Raw genomic sequence first — 19,389 nt, forward strand, 5'->3', positions numbered from 1 at the left:
CATTACAAAGTTGTTAGTTATTTGTTAGGTTCTTCAATATGAGTAATGAAATCTTTTCTTTATACTAACAAAGATAAAAAATATTATTCGTATTCTTACAGATAATAAAAAAAATTTGAAGTAAAGGGAGCACAATATATGCATAAAATTATGATTGTAGAAGATGATCAAAAAATATCTAAGTTACTTCAATCTCATATCAATAAGTACGGATATGAAGCGATTGTTACTGAAGATTTTGACCACGTTCTGGAACAATTCGAGAATATTCAACCTGATTTAGTCTTATTAGATATAAACTTACCAAGTTTTGATGGTTTTTACTGGTGTCGTCAAATTAGAACTGTATCTACTTGTCCCATTATATTTATATCAGCACGTAGTGGAGAAATGGAACAAGTTATGGCATTAGAAAACGGCGCGGATGATTACATTACCAAGCCGTTTCACTATGAAGTTGTGATGGCGAAAGTTCGAAGTCATCTTCGACGTATATATGGTGAATATGCTCCAAAGATAGAAGCGAGAATTATAGAACAATCTGGTTTAACACTTTATCCGGAAAGAATGGAGTTAAAGCTAAACGATACTACTTGTACGATCTCGAAAAAGGAAGCGGTATTATTGGAGATTCTCATGCAACGGGCGCCCAATATTGTCAGCCGGGGGAAAATTCTTGAAAAGCTTTGGGATGATTACACATATGTAGATGATAATACATTAAGTGTAAATATTACACGTGTTCGTAAAAAATTAGAAGGAATCGGAATAAAAAATGCGCTGGAAACAGTTCGGGGTGCAGGGTACCGTTTGAAAATAACATGGAAGAATGATGAGGTATTGTAATGAAGTTATTTTTAAGTGAGCAAATACCTTTTATTTGTTTTTCTATTATGCAACTATTTGTCACACTCTCAGTGTATTGGCTAGATGGATATCAAAATTTACCTACAGCCTTATACAGTGTATTTTTAGGGATTTGCTTATTAATTGGGTATTTAACATATCGCTATTTTAGTCATCGTAAATTATATAACAAATTATCCACTCCTTCAAAGACGTCACATGAATCCATACAAGAGATGGACTCTACTCCATTATCAGTAGCATTTCAGGATGTATTAGCAACGCAGTACAACTACTATCAAAAACAACTGAAGACATGGGAGTATAAACAGAAAGAACATCTCACGTTTTTAAATCAGTGGGTACATCAGATGAAAACGCCTTTATCAGTTATTGAACTCATTACACAAGAAGAAAATGGGGAGAGCATTGAAAGTATTGTAGAAGAAGTAGATCGAATGAAGTATGGATTAGAAATGGTATTATATACGGCACGTTTAGAAACATTTGAGAAGGATTTTTATGTAGAAAGAGTATCATTGCAGGATATTGTACAAGAAGTGGTCCGCGAAAATAAACGTCTATTTATCCGTAGTTATGTCTACCCAGAAGTGAAAGTAAATCCAAATCTAATAGTTGAAACGGATGGGAAATGGCTTCGATTTGTAATTAATCAAGTTGTATCAAATGCTATTAAGTATTCAGCAGGAAGTAGAAAGAACATTACAATGGCTACGTTTGAAGAGGGGCGTTCTATAGTCTTTGAAATTCAAGATCATGGTGTAGGAATTCCGAAAGAAGACCTTCCAAGAGTATTTCACCCTTTCTACACGGGAGAAAACGGTCGGAGATTTAAAGAATCCACTGGTATGGGATTGTATCTTGTGAAAAATATTATAGAAAGAATGAATCATGATATTGAAATAGAGTCTGAAGTAGGAACAGGAACGAAAATCCGTATTATATTCCCTTATGCTAGTCATTAAAAACAATCTCTTTTAATTTTTCAGAAAGGTTACAAACCTGTTAGGTAAATGAAAGGTTAATCAATATGAGTAAGGGAGTATCTTAGTTAAACTAGGGTTATATTCAAACAAGATAATAAGGAGTGGAGAAATATGGACATATTAAAGGTTTGTGACCTGAGTAAAATCTATGCAGGGAAGGTATCTTATGAAGCACTTTCAAATATTAATTTAAGTATCAAAAAAGGGGAGTTTGTGGGAATTATGGGCCCCTCAGGAAGTGGAAAAACAACTTTATTGAACATGGTTTCTACTATTGATTCTCCAACATCAGGAGAAGTGCTAATTAACGGAGAAAATCCACATCAGTTATCTCCGAATGAGCTGGCTTTATTTCGAAGACGTGAATTAGGGTTTGTATTTCAGTCGTTCAATCTTCTAAATACGTTAACTGTAAAAGAGAATATTGTTCTTCCTCTGACGCTAGATGGAACGAAAGTCGAGGATATGAATCATCGTGTTAGTGTTATCGCAGACAAATTAGGAATTCAATCCATATTAGATAAAAGGACATATGAAATATCAGGAGGACAAGCACAAAGAACCGCCATCGCACGTGCTCTAATTCATAACCCGAAATTATTACTTGCGGATGAGCCAACAGGAAATTTAGATTCAAAAGCGGCTGATGATGTAATGGAGTTATTACAACGATTAAACAAGGAACAAGAAGCAACAATGATGCTTGTCACGCATGATCCAATGGCCGCAAGTTATTGTGACCGCGTTATATTTATTAAAGATGGCGAACTATATAATGAAGTATATTGTGGAGATAATCGTCAAACGTTCTACCAAAAAATTATAGACGTACTTGCATTATTAGGAGGACGTAAGCATGACTTTTCAACAATTCGCGTTTAATAATATCATGCGCAGTAAACGAACCTATGCTGCGCATTTTCTAAGTAGTACATTTTCTGTAATGGTATTTTTCACATATGCGTTATTACTTTTTCATCCTGGTTTACAAGGGGAACTGGCGTCTACCAGTAAAACCATGAGTAAATTAGGAACAATGGGGATGCAAATCTCTCAATATCTCATTTTTATTTTTTCATTCTTCTTCCTTTTATATTCTGTTAGTTCTTTTTTAAAAACAAGAAAAAAAGAATTCGGGATATTAATGATACATGGAATGACTCCCTCTCAATTAAATAAGTTAATATTTTTAGAAAATATGTTGATTGGAATCGCATCTATTGTTTCTGGTACCCTAATCGGATTGATTTTTTCAAAGTTAATGTTATTACTGAGTGCAAATATATTAGCAATTGATAATGGACTGCCATTTTATATTCCAATTAAGGCGATTTTCATGACAACTGGTGCATTTTTGATTTTATTTCTATGCATTTCGTTGTTTACTTCCAAAATGGTAAAGGTAAATAACTTGATTGAACTAATGAGGTCGGAGGAAAAACCTAAACCAGAGCCAAAAGCATCTAAAGGACTGGCGCTATTTTCCCTTGTATTAATTGGGTTAGGATATGCATTCGTATTCTATTTTACCTTGGAAAGAAACTTTGAAATGCCCTATTTAGTTGCCGGGGTGATTTGTGTGGTTGTAGGAACGTACTTTTTATTTTCACAGTTGAGTGTGTATGTAATTTGTATGTTAAAGAAGAAAGAACTTGTCTTTTTTAATAAGACAAATCTTCTTACTATTTCAGAATTAGCCTATCGTATGAAAGATAATGCAACTATGTTCTTTATGCTAGCGATTATTTCCGCTGTGGCCTTCACTGGAATTGGTACATGTTTAGCGATGGGGAATAAGGGATTAATCGAAATGACAAATCCATTTGCATTTACCTATACTTCAACAAGTGGAAATCAGCATGAAGAAGAGCACATTGCGGAAATCAAAAAACAGTTAACTGCATCAAAGTTTTCTTATCATGTTGAAGCTATAAGTCCGAAATTTACTGAGAATAATTACACACTTATTAAGATAACAGAATACAACCAGTTTGCGAAGCTTTTTGGGCGTGCAACAGAAAAGTTGGATAATGATCAAGAAATTATTTTAGTACCAACATCAGTTACACAAAAAGAAAAGTATGCAAAAGGAAAAGGGATTCCTCCACAACTAGATATAGTACAAGGAAACTCTGATATGACTTTGAAAGTGAAAAAAGCTATACCACACCTCATTTTTCCTATTCAAAATAGTGCCACGCTTGTAGTGTCTGATTCCTTATTTGAAAAATTTCCGAACATAGACGAGGAAGAGGAAGATGGTTCTATTGTTAAAAAGAAATATGGATTTGTAGTGGATAATTGGGAAAAAACAAAAATGATTACGAAAAAATTAGAAGAGCAGTTAGAGAGCGCAGAAATGGTAAATTCTCATCATGCTTTTGAATCTTTATACTCTAATTGGATTTCTTCAAAACAAAAGAATGGTATTTTGCTTATTGTGAGTATATTGGTAGGAATTGTATTCTTTACTTTTGCAGCTAGTTTGCTATATTTCCGTCTATACGCAGATTTAGAAAGAGAACAAAAGCAATATGAAATGATTGCAAAAGTCGGTCTGAGCAGAAAAGAATTAAAGAAAATTGTAACGCGTCAGCTTATATTGATGTTCTTCTTACCAATAATCTTTGCAGCTATTCATAGCGGCGTTGCTTTTATGGCGTTACAGCGGCTAGTGGATTTTTCGGTTTTAAAAACGTCCGTCATAGTTTTCTTAGCCTTTCTATCCATTCAAAGCGTATACTTCTTCACGGTCCGAAGGCGTTATTTACAAAAGTTATACAAAAAAATTATGTAGTTTATGTATAAAACAACAAGGAGAATAAAACATGAAAAAAGTAATGAAATTATGTATGGTAGGAATCGTTTCCATTTCGGTATTAGGAGCATGTTCTTTTGGAAAGACAGAAGAACCAAGGAATGGGGCTGTTATTATTGGAGAAGAACAACGATTAAAAGATATAGTAGCTCAACATAAAAGTGAAATTAAATCCAATGATTTATATAAGATAAAAAGAGCAGAAAGCGATGGGAAGCAAGTATTAATTATAGATCAAAAAACAGCAGAAGGTGTTATGAAGAAAGGGGTATTAAGAAAGACGGATCATCAGGGTGTTACTAATGACGGTCCAATTACCTCGTTACCAACCATTCCAAAAGGGAAAGTTGTGATGTTTACCAGCAACAGAAATAAAGAGATAAAAGAGATTAAAGTAAATGATAAAAAAATCAATGTACAATACGAAGATGATATCTCGCTAGGACGTGTACGTGCTTCAACTTATGAAGATATAATTTTGATTGTAGACGCTACAACATTTAAGGACTTACCAGGAACAGAAACTTATATGGACATATTACATTTCCATAAGTCTTATGGAGAAAATATAGCGTTTAATGGGGATGATGCAGAAGCTATGCAAGAATGGAGGGAATGGGAAAAGGTTACTAAAGATATGAAGGAACAGGTAAACTCATTTGATACAGTTTCGATCATAAAAAAATAAAAGTTATAATGTAACGCTTTAAAAAACCAGGATAAATATGTGAATTCATCCTGGTTTTTTGCTGTTTTTTCGTTATACAACTAGTTGTCAAATTCAAGAATTAACTTAATAACTGCATTAGAGCAACAAATATTAGTGAATGCAATTTATTATTCTTTAACTGATTTCGACATTATCTGCATTTTATCTTTATTCATCTCTATTAATCTATTTATTGTAAACACCGGTTGAAACTAACGATTCAGTCGAGTAAAGGCTCAGGCTTTTAAATAATAAATATGAAAATGAATAGGGAAAGGATCGAAAAATAATGAAAGAATCGCAAAGTAAGAAAAAAACAAGTGTAGTAACGAAGGCAATCATATCTCTAGGAGTTGTTTTAGCAACGAGTTTCTTCATGTTCTTTTTAATTGGGGGGTGGAACTCTCCCTCAGCGAAGGGAGTAGCTAATGAAAGTAGTAATCAAGCTAATACGCAACAACAAGAAAAGAAAAAAGAAACACCAACGGCAAAACAGAAAAGACCTGATGGAAAACCGGTAGGCAAGGTTGTGTATTTAACATTCGATGACGGTCCTAGCGAATTAACTGGAAAATTTTTAGATGTACTAAAAGAGCAAAATGTTGCTTCGACATTTTTTATGCAAGGTAGTAATTTACAACATACAGGTTTTCAGGAAAATGTAAAAAGAGCGGTAAAAGAAGGACATTATATTGGTGCTCATAGTATGACACATAACAGTGATAAGCTATACAAAAAAGGACAATTTGTACCGGAGATGAAAGAAACGTTAGCTCTTATCCATAATATTACGGGTACAACTCCTAAACTAGTTCGTCCGCCATATGGATCTGCACCAGGGTTAAAGGGGGAGGAAATTCGTAATCAAATTGTAGAAGCAGCAATAAAAGTTTGGGATTGGACAATAGACTCAAATGATTGGAAATTAAAAGATAATCCAACTCAGATTATCGAAAATGTAAAGAAACAAACAACAGAAGAAGTAGAAGTTGTTTTAATGCATGAAAAGGCGCAAACATTACAAGCACTTCCGGAAATTATTAAATTTTATAAAGAGCAAGGGTATGAATTTGGTGTATATAATGATGAAGATCATTTTCGTCTAAACTTCCAGAAAGATCAACGTCTATAGTATATAAAGGCACTATAAGAAAGGAAATTATATATGATTAAAAAAATAATTACAATCCCATTGATAAGTATCATTGTCCTATCAGCTTGCGGGAATCCAAATAGTAAGACAGATACATCTAGTTCAGTCTCTAAAATAGAATCTACTTCTAAAGCTTTTGGAAAAGAACAAATTTCTTCATCTAATATAGATACTTCGGCATTTAAATCTATTTTTAAAACAAGTGTATTTTTAGGGGATTCGATTACAGATGGCCTTCATGATGTTGATATATTAGACGAAGAAAACATTGTAAGCGGTATTGGGAAATCAATTGGAGATGCTCAAAAAAATATAGAACAAATAGCCAATCAAAAACCGCAACATATATTTATTCTACTTGGATTAGGTAATCTTAGTGAAGCAAAAGAATTTGCAATTACCCAATACTCTCAACTGATTCAAAAAATAAAAGAAAAATTACCTAATACAAAAATAAATATCCTGTCGATTACACCAGTTACACTGGAACGTACACAAAAAGAAGAGCGCTATAAAAATATTAATGATTTTAACGAAGGATTTAAAATGCTTGCAAAGAAAGAACAAGTGAATTTTATCGATTTGTCCCCAATATTTAAAGAAAATCCAAATCTCTATGTTAAGGATGGCATACATTTTAAGCCTGAATTTTATCCGATTTGGTTAGAATATTTGAAAAATCAATTAAAATAAAAATGTGTTTTTATTATTAAGTTACTACTTTTAATATGTGTAATGTTTATATGAAAAGGAAGTGAACTATTGCAACTAGCAACAGTTCACTTCCTTTTTTATTTATATCAATTCAGATTCCGTACTATGAAATCGACTATTAACAACCGATTTTATGGATTATTAAACATATTTCTTCAATCAGATTATTCTTCTGTTACATTATTTCATAACTAATTTTCAAGTTGTGGATTCTTTAAATTATATCTATATAATCTGCATCTCATCTTTACCTATAAAGCTTAATCTATATTTTGTAAACGAAAGGTTTGCATTGAAACAATAACATTGCTATATACACCATCGCTTACGAAATAATGACTTGAGAGGAAGATAGAAATGTTAAAGAAAGTATGTGTTTGTCTACTTACGGGGGCCATTACAATTACCTCCGCAGCTTGTGTAAATAATGAGAGCGAAAAAAAATCAAATGAGGTTACGCAAAATACTACACAAGAAAAAAAATCGAAAAATAGCGCGTATCAATCGACCTTTAAAAACAGTTTATTCTTTGGAGATTCAATGATAGAAGCTATATCTCATTATGAATTTTTAGATGATAAAAATGTATTAGGATCAGCAGGTGGAGCTACAATGTTCGCTCTAGATGAAGTAGAAAATGTAGTAAAAAGAAAACCTGAACATATTTTCATGAATTTTGGAAGTAATGATTTATTGCTTCCTATGGATCTTGAAGGAAAACCTATCGAGAATCCAGTTAAGTTTTCAATAGATAAGTATTCTAAATTAATACAAAAAATAAAGGAACAACTTCCAAATGTAAAGATACACCTTTTATCTATTACACCAGTTACAGATAAGAATGTGGAGGAGAAGCCACAATATAAACATATAAATGAATACAATTCGGCACTTGAAAAATTAGCAAAAGCTGAAAAAGTTGAGTACATTGATTTATCTTCAATCTTTGAAAAAAACAAAGATTTACACGATTCAGATGGTGTGCATTTTAAAGCTGATTATTACAAGATACTACTGGAACAATTAAAAGGTTCTGTTAAGTAGTAACTATATTTAAAATTTACAGTTCTTATGCAAGGACTGTAAATTTTAAATAAACAACATAAAACTATTGTAGGAGGTGAAAAAACAATGGTGTTCAGTAGTTTGATTTTTCTTTTCATATTCTTACCGTTAGCACTTATTGTTTATTACGTATCACCTAAAGTTCTTCGGAATTTGGTGTTATTTATTATCAGTCTCATTTTTTATGCATGGGGTGAACCTGTTTATATAGTTATTATGATATTTTCCACTATATTTGATTATGCTAATGGCATACTTATCGATAAGTATAGAGATCGTAAAGGTATTAAAAAGGCAATATTTATTAACTCCATTGTAATAAACTTAGGAATTTTGGGATTCTTCAAATATTATGGTTTTGTAATAGAGAATATCAATACTCTTTGCAATTTAAATATTCAGTTCGAGACGCTTCCTCTTCCGGTGGGCATCTCATTCTATACTTTCCAAACGATGTCTTATGTAATTGATGTGTATTTAGGGAAAGTACAAGCACAAAAAAATATTATTTCATTTGGTACTTATGTTACGATGTTCCCTCAACTTGTTGCAGGACCTATCGTAAAATACAGTGATATTGACAAACAATTACAAGAAAGAAAAGTAACATTTGATCGTTTTGGGGAAGGAATGGAATTGTTTATTAGAGGCCTTGCGTTAAAAGTACTTTTAGCTAATAATATAGGACTTCTTTGGACAAGTGTAAAAACAACTTCTATATCAGAACTTACGGTCCTTACAGCATGGATTGGGATTATTGCTTTTGCTTTCCAAATATATTTTGACTTTAGAGGATATTCAGCTATGGCTCAAGGGTTAGGAAAAATGTTTGGGTTTGATTTTCCAGAAAACTTTAATTATCCCTATATATCAAAAAGTGTAACCGAGTTTTGGCGTAGATGGCACATATCGTTAGGTTCATGGTTTAGAGAGTATGTATATATTCCTCTCGGCGGAAATCGAGCAGGATTAATCAAACAACTTAGAAATTTACTTATAGTTTGGTTCTTAACAGGATTGTGGCATGGAGCGAACTGGAACTTTATTATTTGGGGATTGTATTTTGGAGTATTTGTAACAATAGAAAAGCTATTTCTTTTAAAATGGCTTAAAAATAGAATGAGCTTTATCGGACATATATATACACTTATTATCGTTTTAATCGGATGGGTATTTTTTGAATTTGAAAACTTATCGGTAGCAATGAATTTCATAGGAACAATGTTTGGTTTTAATCAATCCGTTTTCTTGGATAATACAACTCTATATTATGTAACAACTAATTGTATACTGTTTATTGTCTTAGCAATGTGTTCAACACCATTCCCAAAAAGGGTAATTGTATATATGAGAGAAAAGCTAAAGTTACCAGGTGCTATTGGAATTCCAGTTTTGTATGTCATACTTGCAGTTCTTTCAACCGCGTATTTAGTGAATGACACATATAATCCATTCTTATACTTTAGGTTTTAATGATAGGCTATAGAACAATGAAATTGTATTTAGCTTGAAAGAGGTGAGTTACTTGAATCAGTATGAAAAAATATATAAACACACAATGGCAGGGTTATTGACATTCTTTATAGGGGGAATGTTCAGTATAAATTTACTAACTCCCAATAAAACATTTTCAGATGAAGAGAATCGAAAGCTAGAACAGTTCCCGGCTTTCTCTTTCCAAAATCTTATAGAAAAAAAGTTCACTTCTAACTACGAAAAATATATTTCTGATCAGTTTGCATTCAGAGATTTTTGGATAAATGTGAAATCTGATATGGACCACAAACTAGGCAAGAAAGAGAATAATGGTGTGTATATCGGTAAAGACGGTTTTTTACTTCAAAAGTTTAGTAAGCCTAAAGAACAAGATGTAAAAAGCAAAATAGAAGCAATAAATGATTTTCATATTGCAAATCCTAATGTGAAAATGCGAGTCATGTTAGTACCTACAGCAAGTAGTATTTTAAAAAATAAACTCCCAAACTATGTTTCTCATAGTGATGAGCGTACGTATATTAATAAAGTAAAACAATCTTTAAATAAGGATATAAACTTTATTGATGTATATCCTTCATTGAGCTCTAAAAAGGATGAATATATATATTATAAAACGGATCACCATTGGACTACTAAAGGTGCATATTATGCCTATCAAGAGCTAGGTAAAAATATGAATTTTACTCCTAATAAAGATAGTTCATTTAACATGAAACAAATTACAAATAGCTTTTATGGATCCCTATATTCAAAAGTAGGCTTTAAAAATATAGATCCTGATAGCATTGAATTATATGAGCAAAAGAAAGCTCCAAAATATACAGTAGAGTATATAGATGAAAATAAAACGTCAACCTCTCTTTATGAGATGGAGAACATTAAGAAAAAAGATAAATATACCGTATTTTTCAATGGAAATCATCCATTAATAAAAATAAAAACTGATAATACGAATGGGGAAAAATTATTAGTTGTCAAAGATTCGTATGCAAATTCTTTACTGCCGTTTTTACTACCACATTTTAGTGAAATCCATATAGTCGATCTTAGGTACTATACAGATAGTTTAAATACGCTGGTACAGAAAAATAAAATCAATGATATGTTAGTGCTTTATAACGGAAATACTTTCTTTGAAGATGTATCTGTAAATAATTTATCTGAATAAATGAATTAATTATGTTTAATTCATTTATGTTAATGGCGGTATGCATTAAATATAAATCGTTACAACCTTGGTTCAAATTAAATGTTTGAACCAAATAAACGAAAAGGAGAATGTAAACTAATGATAAATTTGTTGAAACCTTTTAATATAAAATTCGTTATTACTATTATTATTTGTACGATCACTTTAGGAGCTTTAAGTGGTTGTTTTGGAAAAAAAGAAAATGCTAATAGCCTTTCAGCTACAGAAATAGGGGAGAAAATTAAACATGTTACTAACTTAGAAGAAATGAAAGAAGGGGATAGTAAAAAACTTCAAAAGCTATATAATATAAATGCTGATGAAGTCGAAAGTTTTGTACTATACACTGCTCCTACAAATATTAAAGCTGATGAAATTGCTGTAATGAAAGTAAAAGACACGAAAAATGTAGAAAGCATTAAAGAGAAAATTTCAAATAGGATTGAAAAAAAATCAAAAAGTTTTAAAGATTATCTTCCAGAAGAGTATTTCTTAATAGAAAAACATGTCTTAAAAACACAAGATAATTATATCCTTTTAGCAATATCAAAAGATGCTGATAAAATTGAAAAAACGTTCGATGAAAGTTTGAAGTAATATAGATTTGAAAAACAAGGGATTAAATAAAAATGTTTTTATATTGTGATTTTTTATTGCTAAATCAATATCTAAAACAAAAGTCGATTTCCATGAAGTGCACCCCGATTGTTAAGCACATTTTAACAATCGGGGGCATTTTTTATATTCAAATTCTCTTAGCGCACGAAATTCGCATTTTTCTACATAGCGAAATAGGACTTACATGCTCTAACCTCATTGTCCTCTGTACATGAAATAAATTTGGTTTGTAATATAATCTGAACTAAAATGAAGTCCATTTCTTATCCACCACATGATGATTCCTACCAATGAGGCGGTTTTAATCTCAATAGAGACATAATCTGGGGGTAACTCTGTCTCACTATTATTCCTTCTCGTTTCTACTAATCGCTTTATTAATAGAAATAATTGTTCTTCAAAATGATTCATATTAAATAAAATGGATAAATAATTTCGATGAATATATAAATAATCGAGCAATTGTGTTAACTGTTGTTTTTCTGATAAATCGCTTACGTGTATTAAAGTAGTAATTTTATTAGAAAGTTCGTTTAAAATTTCATTAGTGAGCTGCATGAGTAAATCCTGAATGTCTTGATAGTGTAAGTAAAATGTTGTCCGATTTAATCCAGCTCTGTTTGCGATTTTTTGGACTGTTAAATTTGAAATGGTGGATTCTTCTTGTAAAAGGGAATAGACGGCATTTTTAAACATTTCTCTTGAACGAAGTGTACGAGGATCCTCTTTTTTAGATGTAGACATTTTGAAACTCCTTTATAGATTTTTCTTTGACTTTCTCGACATAGCATATTTTCAATGTCGATTAATGAACATTTTCAACAAAATTGTTCATGGTCAGGAATATGTATCTTTGTTACTATGAATTTTATCGACACTGTGTCGATAATGCAACTATAGAAAAAGGGAGTTTACAAATGGAGAAGGGAATAACAGAAAGAAATAAGAAAGTTTTATTACTTGTACTAATTGCTGGCTGTTTTTTATCGACATTAAACCAGACATTACTCAATGTAGCGATGAGTAATTTAATGGAGGTATTTGATGTTACAGCTGCAACTGTACAATGGTTATCAACAGGATTTATGCTCGTAAACGGTGTGTTAGTACCAATTACGGCATTTTTAATGAAACGTTTTACAACGAGACAATTGTTTACTAGCTCAATGTTCTTTTTACTCGTCGGAACATTACTATGTGCCGGTGCCATCAATTTTGGCATGTTATTAACAGGAAGAATGATTCAAGCAATTGGGGCAGGAATTATTATGCCGCTCATGATGACAGTTATTTTATATTTATACCCTAGTGAAAAGCGCGGGAGTATTATGGGAACCATCGGCTTTGCCATAATTTTTGCGCCAGCGATCGCTCCAACGTTATCTGGTTTTATCATTGAATATGTATCATGGAGATGGTTATTTATTGGATTAGCTCCATTTGTATTCATCGTCATTATTCTTGCACTGAAATATTTGATCAACGTTGCAGATACGACAAAAGCAAGTTTGGATATTGTAAGTGTCATGTTATCAACAGTTGGTTTTGGTTGTGTTTTATTTGGATTCAGTAGTGCGGGAAGTAAGGGATGGGATCATCCGATTGTTATTACAACAATTATTACCGGGATAATTGTTACAACGCTACTTTGCTTACGTCAAATAAAATCTAATGATCCACTATTAAATTTATCCGTATTTAAGTATAAAATTTTTACTCTTACATCCGTGATAAATGTACTCATCACGATGATTATGTATGCTGATTTAATTCTTTTACCGATATACTTACAAAACGGCCGAGGCTTTACCGCATTTGAATCAGGTTTACTTCTATTACCTGGAGCTGTTATTAATGCATTCTTATCACCAATTACAGGTAAAATGTATGATAAATACGGGGCAAAACCACTCTTTATTACAGGGTTAATATTTATCATTATTTCGATGTGGGGTGTAATTGATTTAACTGAATCCACAACGTATATATATTTGATGGTACGTACTATTATTTTACGAATTGGGTTAAGTTTCATTTCAATGCCTTTAAATACAGCAGGACTAAATGCTTTACCTAGAGAATTAGGTTCACATGGTTCAGCCGTAAATAATACGGTTCGTCAATTAGCCGGTGCTATTGGAACAGCAGTTGTTATTACTATATATACGACTGAAGCAACTTCACATGCTTCGGAGTTATCTTCGGAAAATGGAAACATTACAGCTATTCAACTAGCGAAATTATCCTCTATTTTCGGCTCAAGTGATGCGTATCTATTCATGTTATTTTTATCTTTCGTAGCATTAATCTTTGCATGTTTCATGCCTAAAAAAGTGGCAACTCAAAAATTTGAACGTGAAGCACATAATTAGAACAGTCCATAGAGTTGTTTAGAAAGTCTATATTGAAAGAAAAAGCAAGTGACCTAATAATTGAGGTCGCTTGCTTTTCTTTTTATTTGTTTATGAACTTAATTTTATCTTGTAGAGATATTAAAGGAGAAATGAAAAACTACACCTACAGCAATTAAAAGGTTGATTATGCATGTAGAGCTCTTATTATTTGTCCTAACATCATTTTTTTGAATAACAATAAAAGATTATTCGACAAGTATATTCATAATAATTTAAAGTATAGAATATAAACATCTTAGGGAGGGCATATATGTGAAGAAGTGGATAAAAATTGTTCTATACTCTTTACTAGGTATTTTACTTATGGGAAGTATTACGTTTTTTGTTTGGTCTCAGTTTACTTATAAACCAACGAAAGAGGCTTTGTTGTTAGTGGATGATAAAAAAGATGAAGATCATATAGTATTTGGACAGAAAGATGCTAAGGTAGGGATTATTTTTTACCAAGGAGCTAAAGTAGAAGCTGAGGCTTATAGTTACTTAGGGGAAGCTCTTGCAAAAGATGGGCATTTTGTAGTAATGCCTAAGTTACCATTAAACTTAGCGATACTTGGAATCAATGCGGTAGACAGTGTGATGGAACAGTATCCTGAAGTTCAAAAATGGTATGTTGCGGGGCATTCAATGGGCGGAGCTATGATTTCTAAGTATGCCTTTCAACATGAAGGTAAGGTAGACGGGATCATTTTCTTAGGTTCGTATCCTGCAGAGGATTTCTCTACTAAATCGATTCCGATGTTATCAATTTATGGGGAAGTAGATGCTTTAGCAACTGTAGAAAAAATAGAGAACAGTAAAAAGTTAATGTCAAAGAATACTACTATGCACATGATAAAAGGCGGAAACCATGCTCATTTCGGCATGTATGGTGAGCAAAAAGGTGATAATGCAAGCTTAATTACGTCAAAAGCACAACGAGATGAAACAGTGAAAGTAATTGAACAATGGTTATTAAAACAATGATAAAGAATTTAATAAATTTATCAAAAAAATGCTTCTTCCTTAAGATAGCCTAATGATAGGTGGGAGAGGCACTCAAGAGCCAGCTCATACGAGTAGGCTCTTTTATTTATCTTCTATCTTCAATTGTCCTCTTATTTTCTCCGGAATATCTTTTTCAGAAATAACATCGTAAGAATACACATACTTGCCTTTTACGTGAATTTTCAAGTATGTTTCTCTAATGAAATCATTAGGAGTATTCGTTCCTACTGTATATTCGTTCTCATTTCTTGCTTCATCAACAGCTTTTAGTGCGTACATAGCTCTTCCTTTATGATGATAATCGGGAACACCATACCCCTTCGCTATGGCGTATACATTTTTTTCTTCAGCAATCGGATTAAATCTGTCCAAATCCCCGCGTAATATGAAAGGTAGTAAGTATATAGGTAGGCCTATTCCTAGTATGCAAATTACAAATTTCTTCATGATCATTTCTCCTCTTGTTCATTTACATGATTCAGTATAGAAAAAGATTCTTATGAATATAGAGGGGAATTTCTTAAGTTTTTCTTAAATAGATTTTTAAAGTTTGATAGAAGGAACTAATATTCTTATTTTGAGATTGAAAACCTTGTACGATTTTTCTTTTTTATATAATGAGTTTAGCCTTACAATAATCTGCACGAGAAGATTTGTACAAATATAGTGTTTGTGATGTTACGGGCGAACATACGTAAAATAGTTAAATATTACTTCTTGAAAGCACAATGTATTACCCATACGATTATTTAGGATAGTATTTATCTTTATGAAACTTGCTAAACCTATGAATGATGAGCAGAACTGTAAGTAACTTTATATAATCTTGATATAGATTTCTCTTTATCTTTCTATGAACATGAGATTATCTAAATATGAAATAGCTACACTCTCCTTAGAAAGAAGTGAGGAGAGGTATTTATGAAATATATTAAGAAAGAAACATTTTGTTTATTAACTATCGCAGGATTAGGTATATGTATAGGTATGTCTAATAGTGAAAGTCCTATAAGAGAACAAAAACAGCCTGTCATGGTGCAAGAAGTGCAGCAAGAACAAGAAGTAGTTGAAAAGGAAAATATAACAATAGAAAAAGAGGTAATAAAGCCATTAGATGTTCCGCTTATCTTACAAAAACCAGAATTGATGCGCGGTTGTGAAGTAACAAGTCTCGCTATGGTATTACAATTTGCAGGAGTGCAAGTGGATAAAATGGAATTGGCTTCAAAGATACAGTATGTACCATTTCAAAGTAATGGTTTGAAGGGAAATATGCACAAAGGTTTTATCGGAGATATGGCTACTTTTGATAAACCTGGATTAGGTGTTTTTGTGGAGCCGATTTTAGAATTGGCAAAGTTGTATGTTCCAGATGAAACAGTGATGAATCTAAGTCACAAAGAACCTGAGCAAATTTATGAAGCGATAGATCGAGGTCGCCCTGTATGGGTATTAACAAATGCTCGTTTTAAACGGTTACCTGATAATCAATTTTATACATGGAGAACAGATACAGGGGAAATGAAAGTGACATATCATCAACATAGTGTCGTTGTGACAGATTATGATGACCAATATGTATATATTAACGATCCACTAAAGACGGACAAACATAGAGCGATTAATCGAAATAATTTTGAACAGTCTTGGATTCAGATGGGAAGACAAGCGATGACCATTTCGATTTAAAGAGAACGTAGATTGGATGAGAATAGAAATGAAAAAAGTTTTAATTATAGAAGATGAAAAAATTATAAGAGAGACGGTAGCGCATTATTTCTCGCATGATGGATATGATGTGATAACAGCAGAAGATGGCGAAATTGGATTAGAGTTGTTTGCTGCACATGATCATGATATCAGTTTAATCATACTAGATATTATGCTCCCAGTAATGGATGGGTGGTCAATTTGTAGGCGTATTCGCAAGAACTCTAACGTTCCCATTATTTTATTAACAGCTCGAAGTGATGAGGATGATACATTACTTGGATTTGAACTAGGGGCAGATGATTATGTAACGAAACCATTTAAACCTGCAATTTTATTAGCGAGAGCAAAACGTTTGTTCAAAGATACAAATCAAAATGTACAATTTCAGGACTGCATTGATTTATGTGGTATTCACTTAGATAAATCAGCACGTTCTGTTTCGATAGATGGAAAAAAAGTAGAGTTTACACATACAGAGTATGAAATTTTACAATCTTTAATGGAGCATAAGGAGCAAGTATTAACGAGAGAGCAATTAATCACAAATATTTGGGGATATGATTATGATGGAGATGATAAAACATTAACTGCACATATGCGTAATGTACGTTTGAAACTAGGTGAGAAAGCAAAGCACATTACTACAGTTGTGCGTACGGGATATAAGTTTGAGGTAGAGAAATAATGAGAAAGAAAATTGTATTTCAATTATTTTCTCTTACCTTTTTACTATGCTGCATGATCATCGCGACTATCTTTTTTGGACAAATGTATGTGATGAAATACTTGTATATAGATAAAGAAAAAGAAAATGTTCACAAACAATTAAAACAATATTATACATTTTATGAAGAACATAAACAGGATGAAAATAAACTCCAGAGTAAAGAACTATCATATGCGAATCAGCAAGGTATTATGATTGCAAGGCTCGATGAGGTAGCAAACATAAAGAAATTACCATCAGGAGATTACTATATAAAAGCGGTTGATAAAAATGATCCAAGTCGAACATCTAAAGTCGTATTTAATAATTTAATTAACGCAAAGAGAGATATGGATTCTAACTTCAGCATTTTAATTACGAGTTTAATCAATAAAACGACCAAAACAGCTATCATGGATACAGTGAGTAAAGGGCCAAATAAAGATATCGTCGTTCCTACAACACTAAAGATAAAAGGATACGATGGAAACTTTGTAGCTCCTACATACCATCAGATAAAAAAATATATGATGTTAGGTGCTAAAAAGGGAGTTGAAATTTTCTCAAGAGAGGAAAGTGATAAATATTATTACTTAGAAGGACTCGTAACAGAGATTAGCTTTCCGAAGTACAGTGATGTAGATAACGATAATACGTTGTATAGTAATGAAGTATTTGCAAATCGTATTTTGCAATTTCAATCGGATTGGATTAGCGATAAAGTAAAATTACGCGGAGAAGAATGGGTACAGAATGAAATTAGTATAAATGGAATCAAGTATCTAGAAACGATAAAACCACTTATGGAAGATGGCCAAGTAAAGGAATTTATTTATACATTATCTTCGTTACAACCAATTACAAAAGCAACAGATGTAATGAGTGATTATTATATATATATTATAGTATTTGTACTGGTTCTGTCGCTTATTGTATGTTTTTATTACTCGAGAATTATCACTAAGCCATTATTAAAGGTTAATGAAGCAACGAAAAAAATAATGGAATTCCAGTTTAAAGACAAACTTTCTATCAAGTCGAAAAATGAAATTGGAGAGCTTTCCTCTAACATTAATCAGCTCTCAGAAAGAATGGAAGGGTATATCAATCAGTTAAAAAAGGACTTAGAGAAAGAGAAGAAATTAGAACAAACAAGAAAAGATTTCATTGCAGGCGTTTCACATGAATTAAAAACACCACTCAGCGTGATGCAAATATCTGCTTCCATGCTGCAAGATGGTATTGCACCTGAAATGAATCAATATTATTGGGAAGCATTAGAAAAAGAAATAGAGAAAATGAATGTACTAATTGATGAAATGCTAAATTTAGCTAAATATGAATCAGGAACATATCAAATACAGATGGAGCAAGTTAATATAGGTGATTTAATTCAAAAGGCTAAACAAGATTTGCAAGTTCAAATTGATGAAAAATCACTACAAATCAAATTAAATATAGATGATGTGTGCGTGAAGGGGAAAACGAATTTATTGGAACAGGTTATAACAAACTTGTTTGCAAATGCGATTCGTTATACAGATGCAAAACAAATCATTGTGATTGATGTAAAAGAGGAACAACATGACGTATATATAGGGTTTGAGAATAAAGGTTCACATATAGCAGAAGAGAATATAGATAAAATATGGGATCAGTTCTATCGGGGCGATAAATCAAGAAAAAGAGTATGTGGTGGAACGGGTCTTGGGCTGTCCATTGTAAAAAATATATTTGATTTACATGATGCGAAATACGGTGTGACCAACACTGAAGACGGTGTGTTGTTCTACTTCCGTTTAGAAAAGTGGGATGGAAAACAGTAATATAATACAGTTGTAGTAAACAAAAAAGGTGCAAAGTCTAATTTAAGGCTTCGCACCTTTTTTGTTTACTGATTGTGTTATTACGAAGCTACTAATAACAGAACGATTGAACTGCGGATTTATTATTTTT

Annotated in this window: 18 protein-coding genes; 16 read left to right on the forward strand and 2 right to left on the reverse strand. The window is 32.1% G+C overall.

The window, feature by feature from the left end; translation table 11 throughout:
• Positions 1–138 precede the first annotated feature (138 nt).
• The 11 genes from ACTFOB_RS17650 to ACTFOB_RS17700 all read left to right on the forward strand — a co-directional run bounded on the left by ACTFOB_RS17650 (position 139) and on the right by ACTFOB_RS17700 (position 11,595).
• Positions 139–846, forward strand: a complete 708-nt coding sequence (locus ACTFOB_RS17650) for a response regulator transcription factor (protein WP_440028217.1) — start codon at positions 139–141, stop codon at positions 844–846.
• Positions 846–1,832, forward strand: coding sequence for a sensor histidine kinase (locus ACTFOB_RS17655; RefSeq protein WP_440028212.1), 987 nt, complete (start codon positions 846–848; stop codon positions 1,830–1,832). The genes ACTFOB_RS17650 and ACTFOB_RS17655 overlap by 1 nt, the downstream gene beginning before the upstream one ends.
• Before the next feature lie 132 nt (positions 1,833–1,964).
• Positions 1,965–2,735 (forward strand): ABC transporter ATP-binding protein, encoded by a 771-nt coding sequence (locus tag ACTFOB_RS17660; protein WP_440028209.1) that lies wholly within the window; start codon positions 1,965–1,967, stop codon positions 2,733–2,735.
• A complete protein-coding gene (locus ACTFOB_RS17665; RefSeq protein ID WP_440028206.1) occupies positions 2,710–4,650 on the forward strand; it encodes an FtsX-like permease family protein in 1,941 nt (646 codons plus the stop codon). The genes ACTFOB_RS17660 and ACTFOB_RS17665 overlap by 26 nt, the downstream gene beginning before the upstream one ends.
• A 31-nt stretch (positions 4,651–4,681) precedes the next feature.
• On the forward strand, positions 4,682–5,359 hold the full coding sequence (locus ACTFOB_RS17670) for a lipoprotein BA_5634 family protein (RefSeq protein WP_440028201.1): 678 nt from the start codon (positions 4,682–4,684) through the stop codon (positions 5,357–5,359).
• A 310-nt stretch (positions 5,360–5,669) separates the two neighbouring features.
• Positions 5,670–6,512 carry a polysaccharide deacetylase family protein gene (locus ACTFOB_RS17675; protein ID WP_440028198.1) on the forward strand — a complete coding sequence of 281 codons (843 nt, stop codon included), beginning with the start codon at positions 5,670–5,672 and terminating at the stop codon, positions 6,510–6,512.
• Positions 6,513–6,545: 33 nt separating this feature from the next.
• A complete protein-coding gene (locus tag ACTFOB_RS17680) occupies positions 6,546–7,226 on the forward strand; it encodes a GDSL-type esterase/lipase family protein (RefSeq protein WP_440028196.1) in 681 nt (226 codons plus the stop codon).
• 378 nt (positions 7,227–7,604) lie between these two features.
• Positions 7,605–8,291 (forward strand): GDSL-type esterase/lipase family protein, encoded by a 687-nt coding sequence (locus ACTFOB_RS17685; RefSeq protein WP_440028193.1) that lies wholly within the window; start codon positions 7,605–7,607, stop codon positions 8,289–8,291.
• Between the two features lie 87 nt (positions 8,292–8,378).
• Entirely contained in the window at positions 8,379–9,785 is a 1,407-nt protein-coding gene (locus ACTFOB_RS17690; protein WP_440028191.1) for an MBOAT family O-acyltransferase, read from the forward strand.
• 52 nt (positions 9,786–9,837) lie between these two features.
• Complete coding sequence (locus ACTFOB_RS17695; protein ID WP_440028188.1) at positions 9,838–10,977, forward strand: DHHW family protein; 1,140 nt, start codon at positions 9,838–9,840, stop codon at positions 10,975–10,977.
• Between the two features lie 120 nt (positions 10,978–11,097).
• Entirely contained in the window at positions 11,098–11,595 is a 498-nt protein-coding gene (locus ACTFOB_RS17700; protein WP_440028265.1) for a DUF4358 domain-containing protein, read from the forward strand.
• A gap of 216 nt (positions 11,596–11,811) precedes the next feature.
• Here the strand turns inward: ACTFOB_RS17700 and ACTFOB_RS17705 are convergent, their stop codons facing one another.
• The gene (locus tag ACTFOB_RS17705; protein ID WP_440028186.1) at positions 11,812–12,360 is read right to left on the reverse strand and encodes a TetR/AcrR family transcriptional regulator; all 549 of its coding nucleotides are present in this window, start codon (positions 12,358–12,360) and stop codon (positions 11,812–11,814) included.
• A 173-nt stretch (positions 12,361–12,533) separates the two neighbouring features.
• Between ACTFOB_RS17705 and ACTFOB_RS17710 the strand changes: the two genes are divergently transcribed.
• On the forward strand, positions 12,534–13,988 hold the full coding sequence (locus ACTFOB_RS17710) for a DHA2 family efflux MFS transporter permease subunit (RefSeq protein ID WP_440028183.1): 1,455 nt from the start codon (positions 12,534–12,536) through the stop codon (positions 13,986–13,988).
• Between the two features lie 294 nt (positions 13,989–14,282).
• Entirely contained in the window at positions 14,283–14,993 is a 711-nt protein-coding gene (locus tag ACTFOB_RS17715) for an alpha/beta hydrolase (RefSeq protein ID WP_440028180.1), read from the forward strand.
• Between the two features lie 102 nt (positions 14,994–15,095).
• On the opposite strand, the gene ACTFOB_RS17720 is transcribed toward ACTFOB_RS17715, so the two are convergent.
• Entirely contained in the window at positions 15,096–15,461 is a 366-nt protein-coding gene (locus ACTFOB_RS17720; protein WP_440028178.1) for a YxeA family protein, read from the reverse strand.
• A gap of 474 nt (positions 15,462–15,935) precedes the next feature.
• Here ACTFOB_RS17720 and ACTFOB_RS17725 point away from each other — a divergent pair, with 474 nt between their 5' ends.
• The 3 genes from ACTFOB_RS17725 to ACTFOB_RS17735 are packed head-to-tail and all read left to right on the forward strand — an operon-like array spanning position 15,936 to position 19,259.
• Positions 15,936–16,703, forward strand: coding sequence for a C39 family peptidase (locus tag ACTFOB_RS17725; protein ID WP_440028176.1), 768 nt, complete (start codon positions 15,936–15,938; stop codon positions 16,701–16,703).
• Positions 16,704–16,731: 28 nt separating this feature from the next.
• The gene (locus tag ACTFOB_RS17730; RefSeq protein WP_440028173.1) at positions 16,732–17,412 is read left to right on the forward strand and encodes a response regulator transcription factor; all 681 of its coding nucleotides are present in this window, start codon (positions 16,732–16,734) and stop codon (positions 17,410–17,412) included.
• Positions 17,412–19,259, forward strand: coding sequence for a HAMP domain-containing sensor histidine kinase (locus tag ACTFOB_RS17735; RefSeq protein WP_440028169.1), 1,848 nt, complete (start codon positions 17,412–17,414; stop codon positions 19,257–19,259). The genes ACTFOB_RS17730 and ACTFOB_RS17735 overlap by 1 nt, the downstream gene beginning before the upstream one ends.
• Positions 19,260–19,389 lie beyond the last annotated feature (130 nt).

Source organism: Bacillus cereus group sp. MYBK79-1, from assembly GCF_051915365.1.
In the GTDB taxonomy this organism is placed as follows: domain Bacteria; phylum Bacillota; class Bacilli; order Bacillales; family Bacillaceae_G; genus Bacillus_A.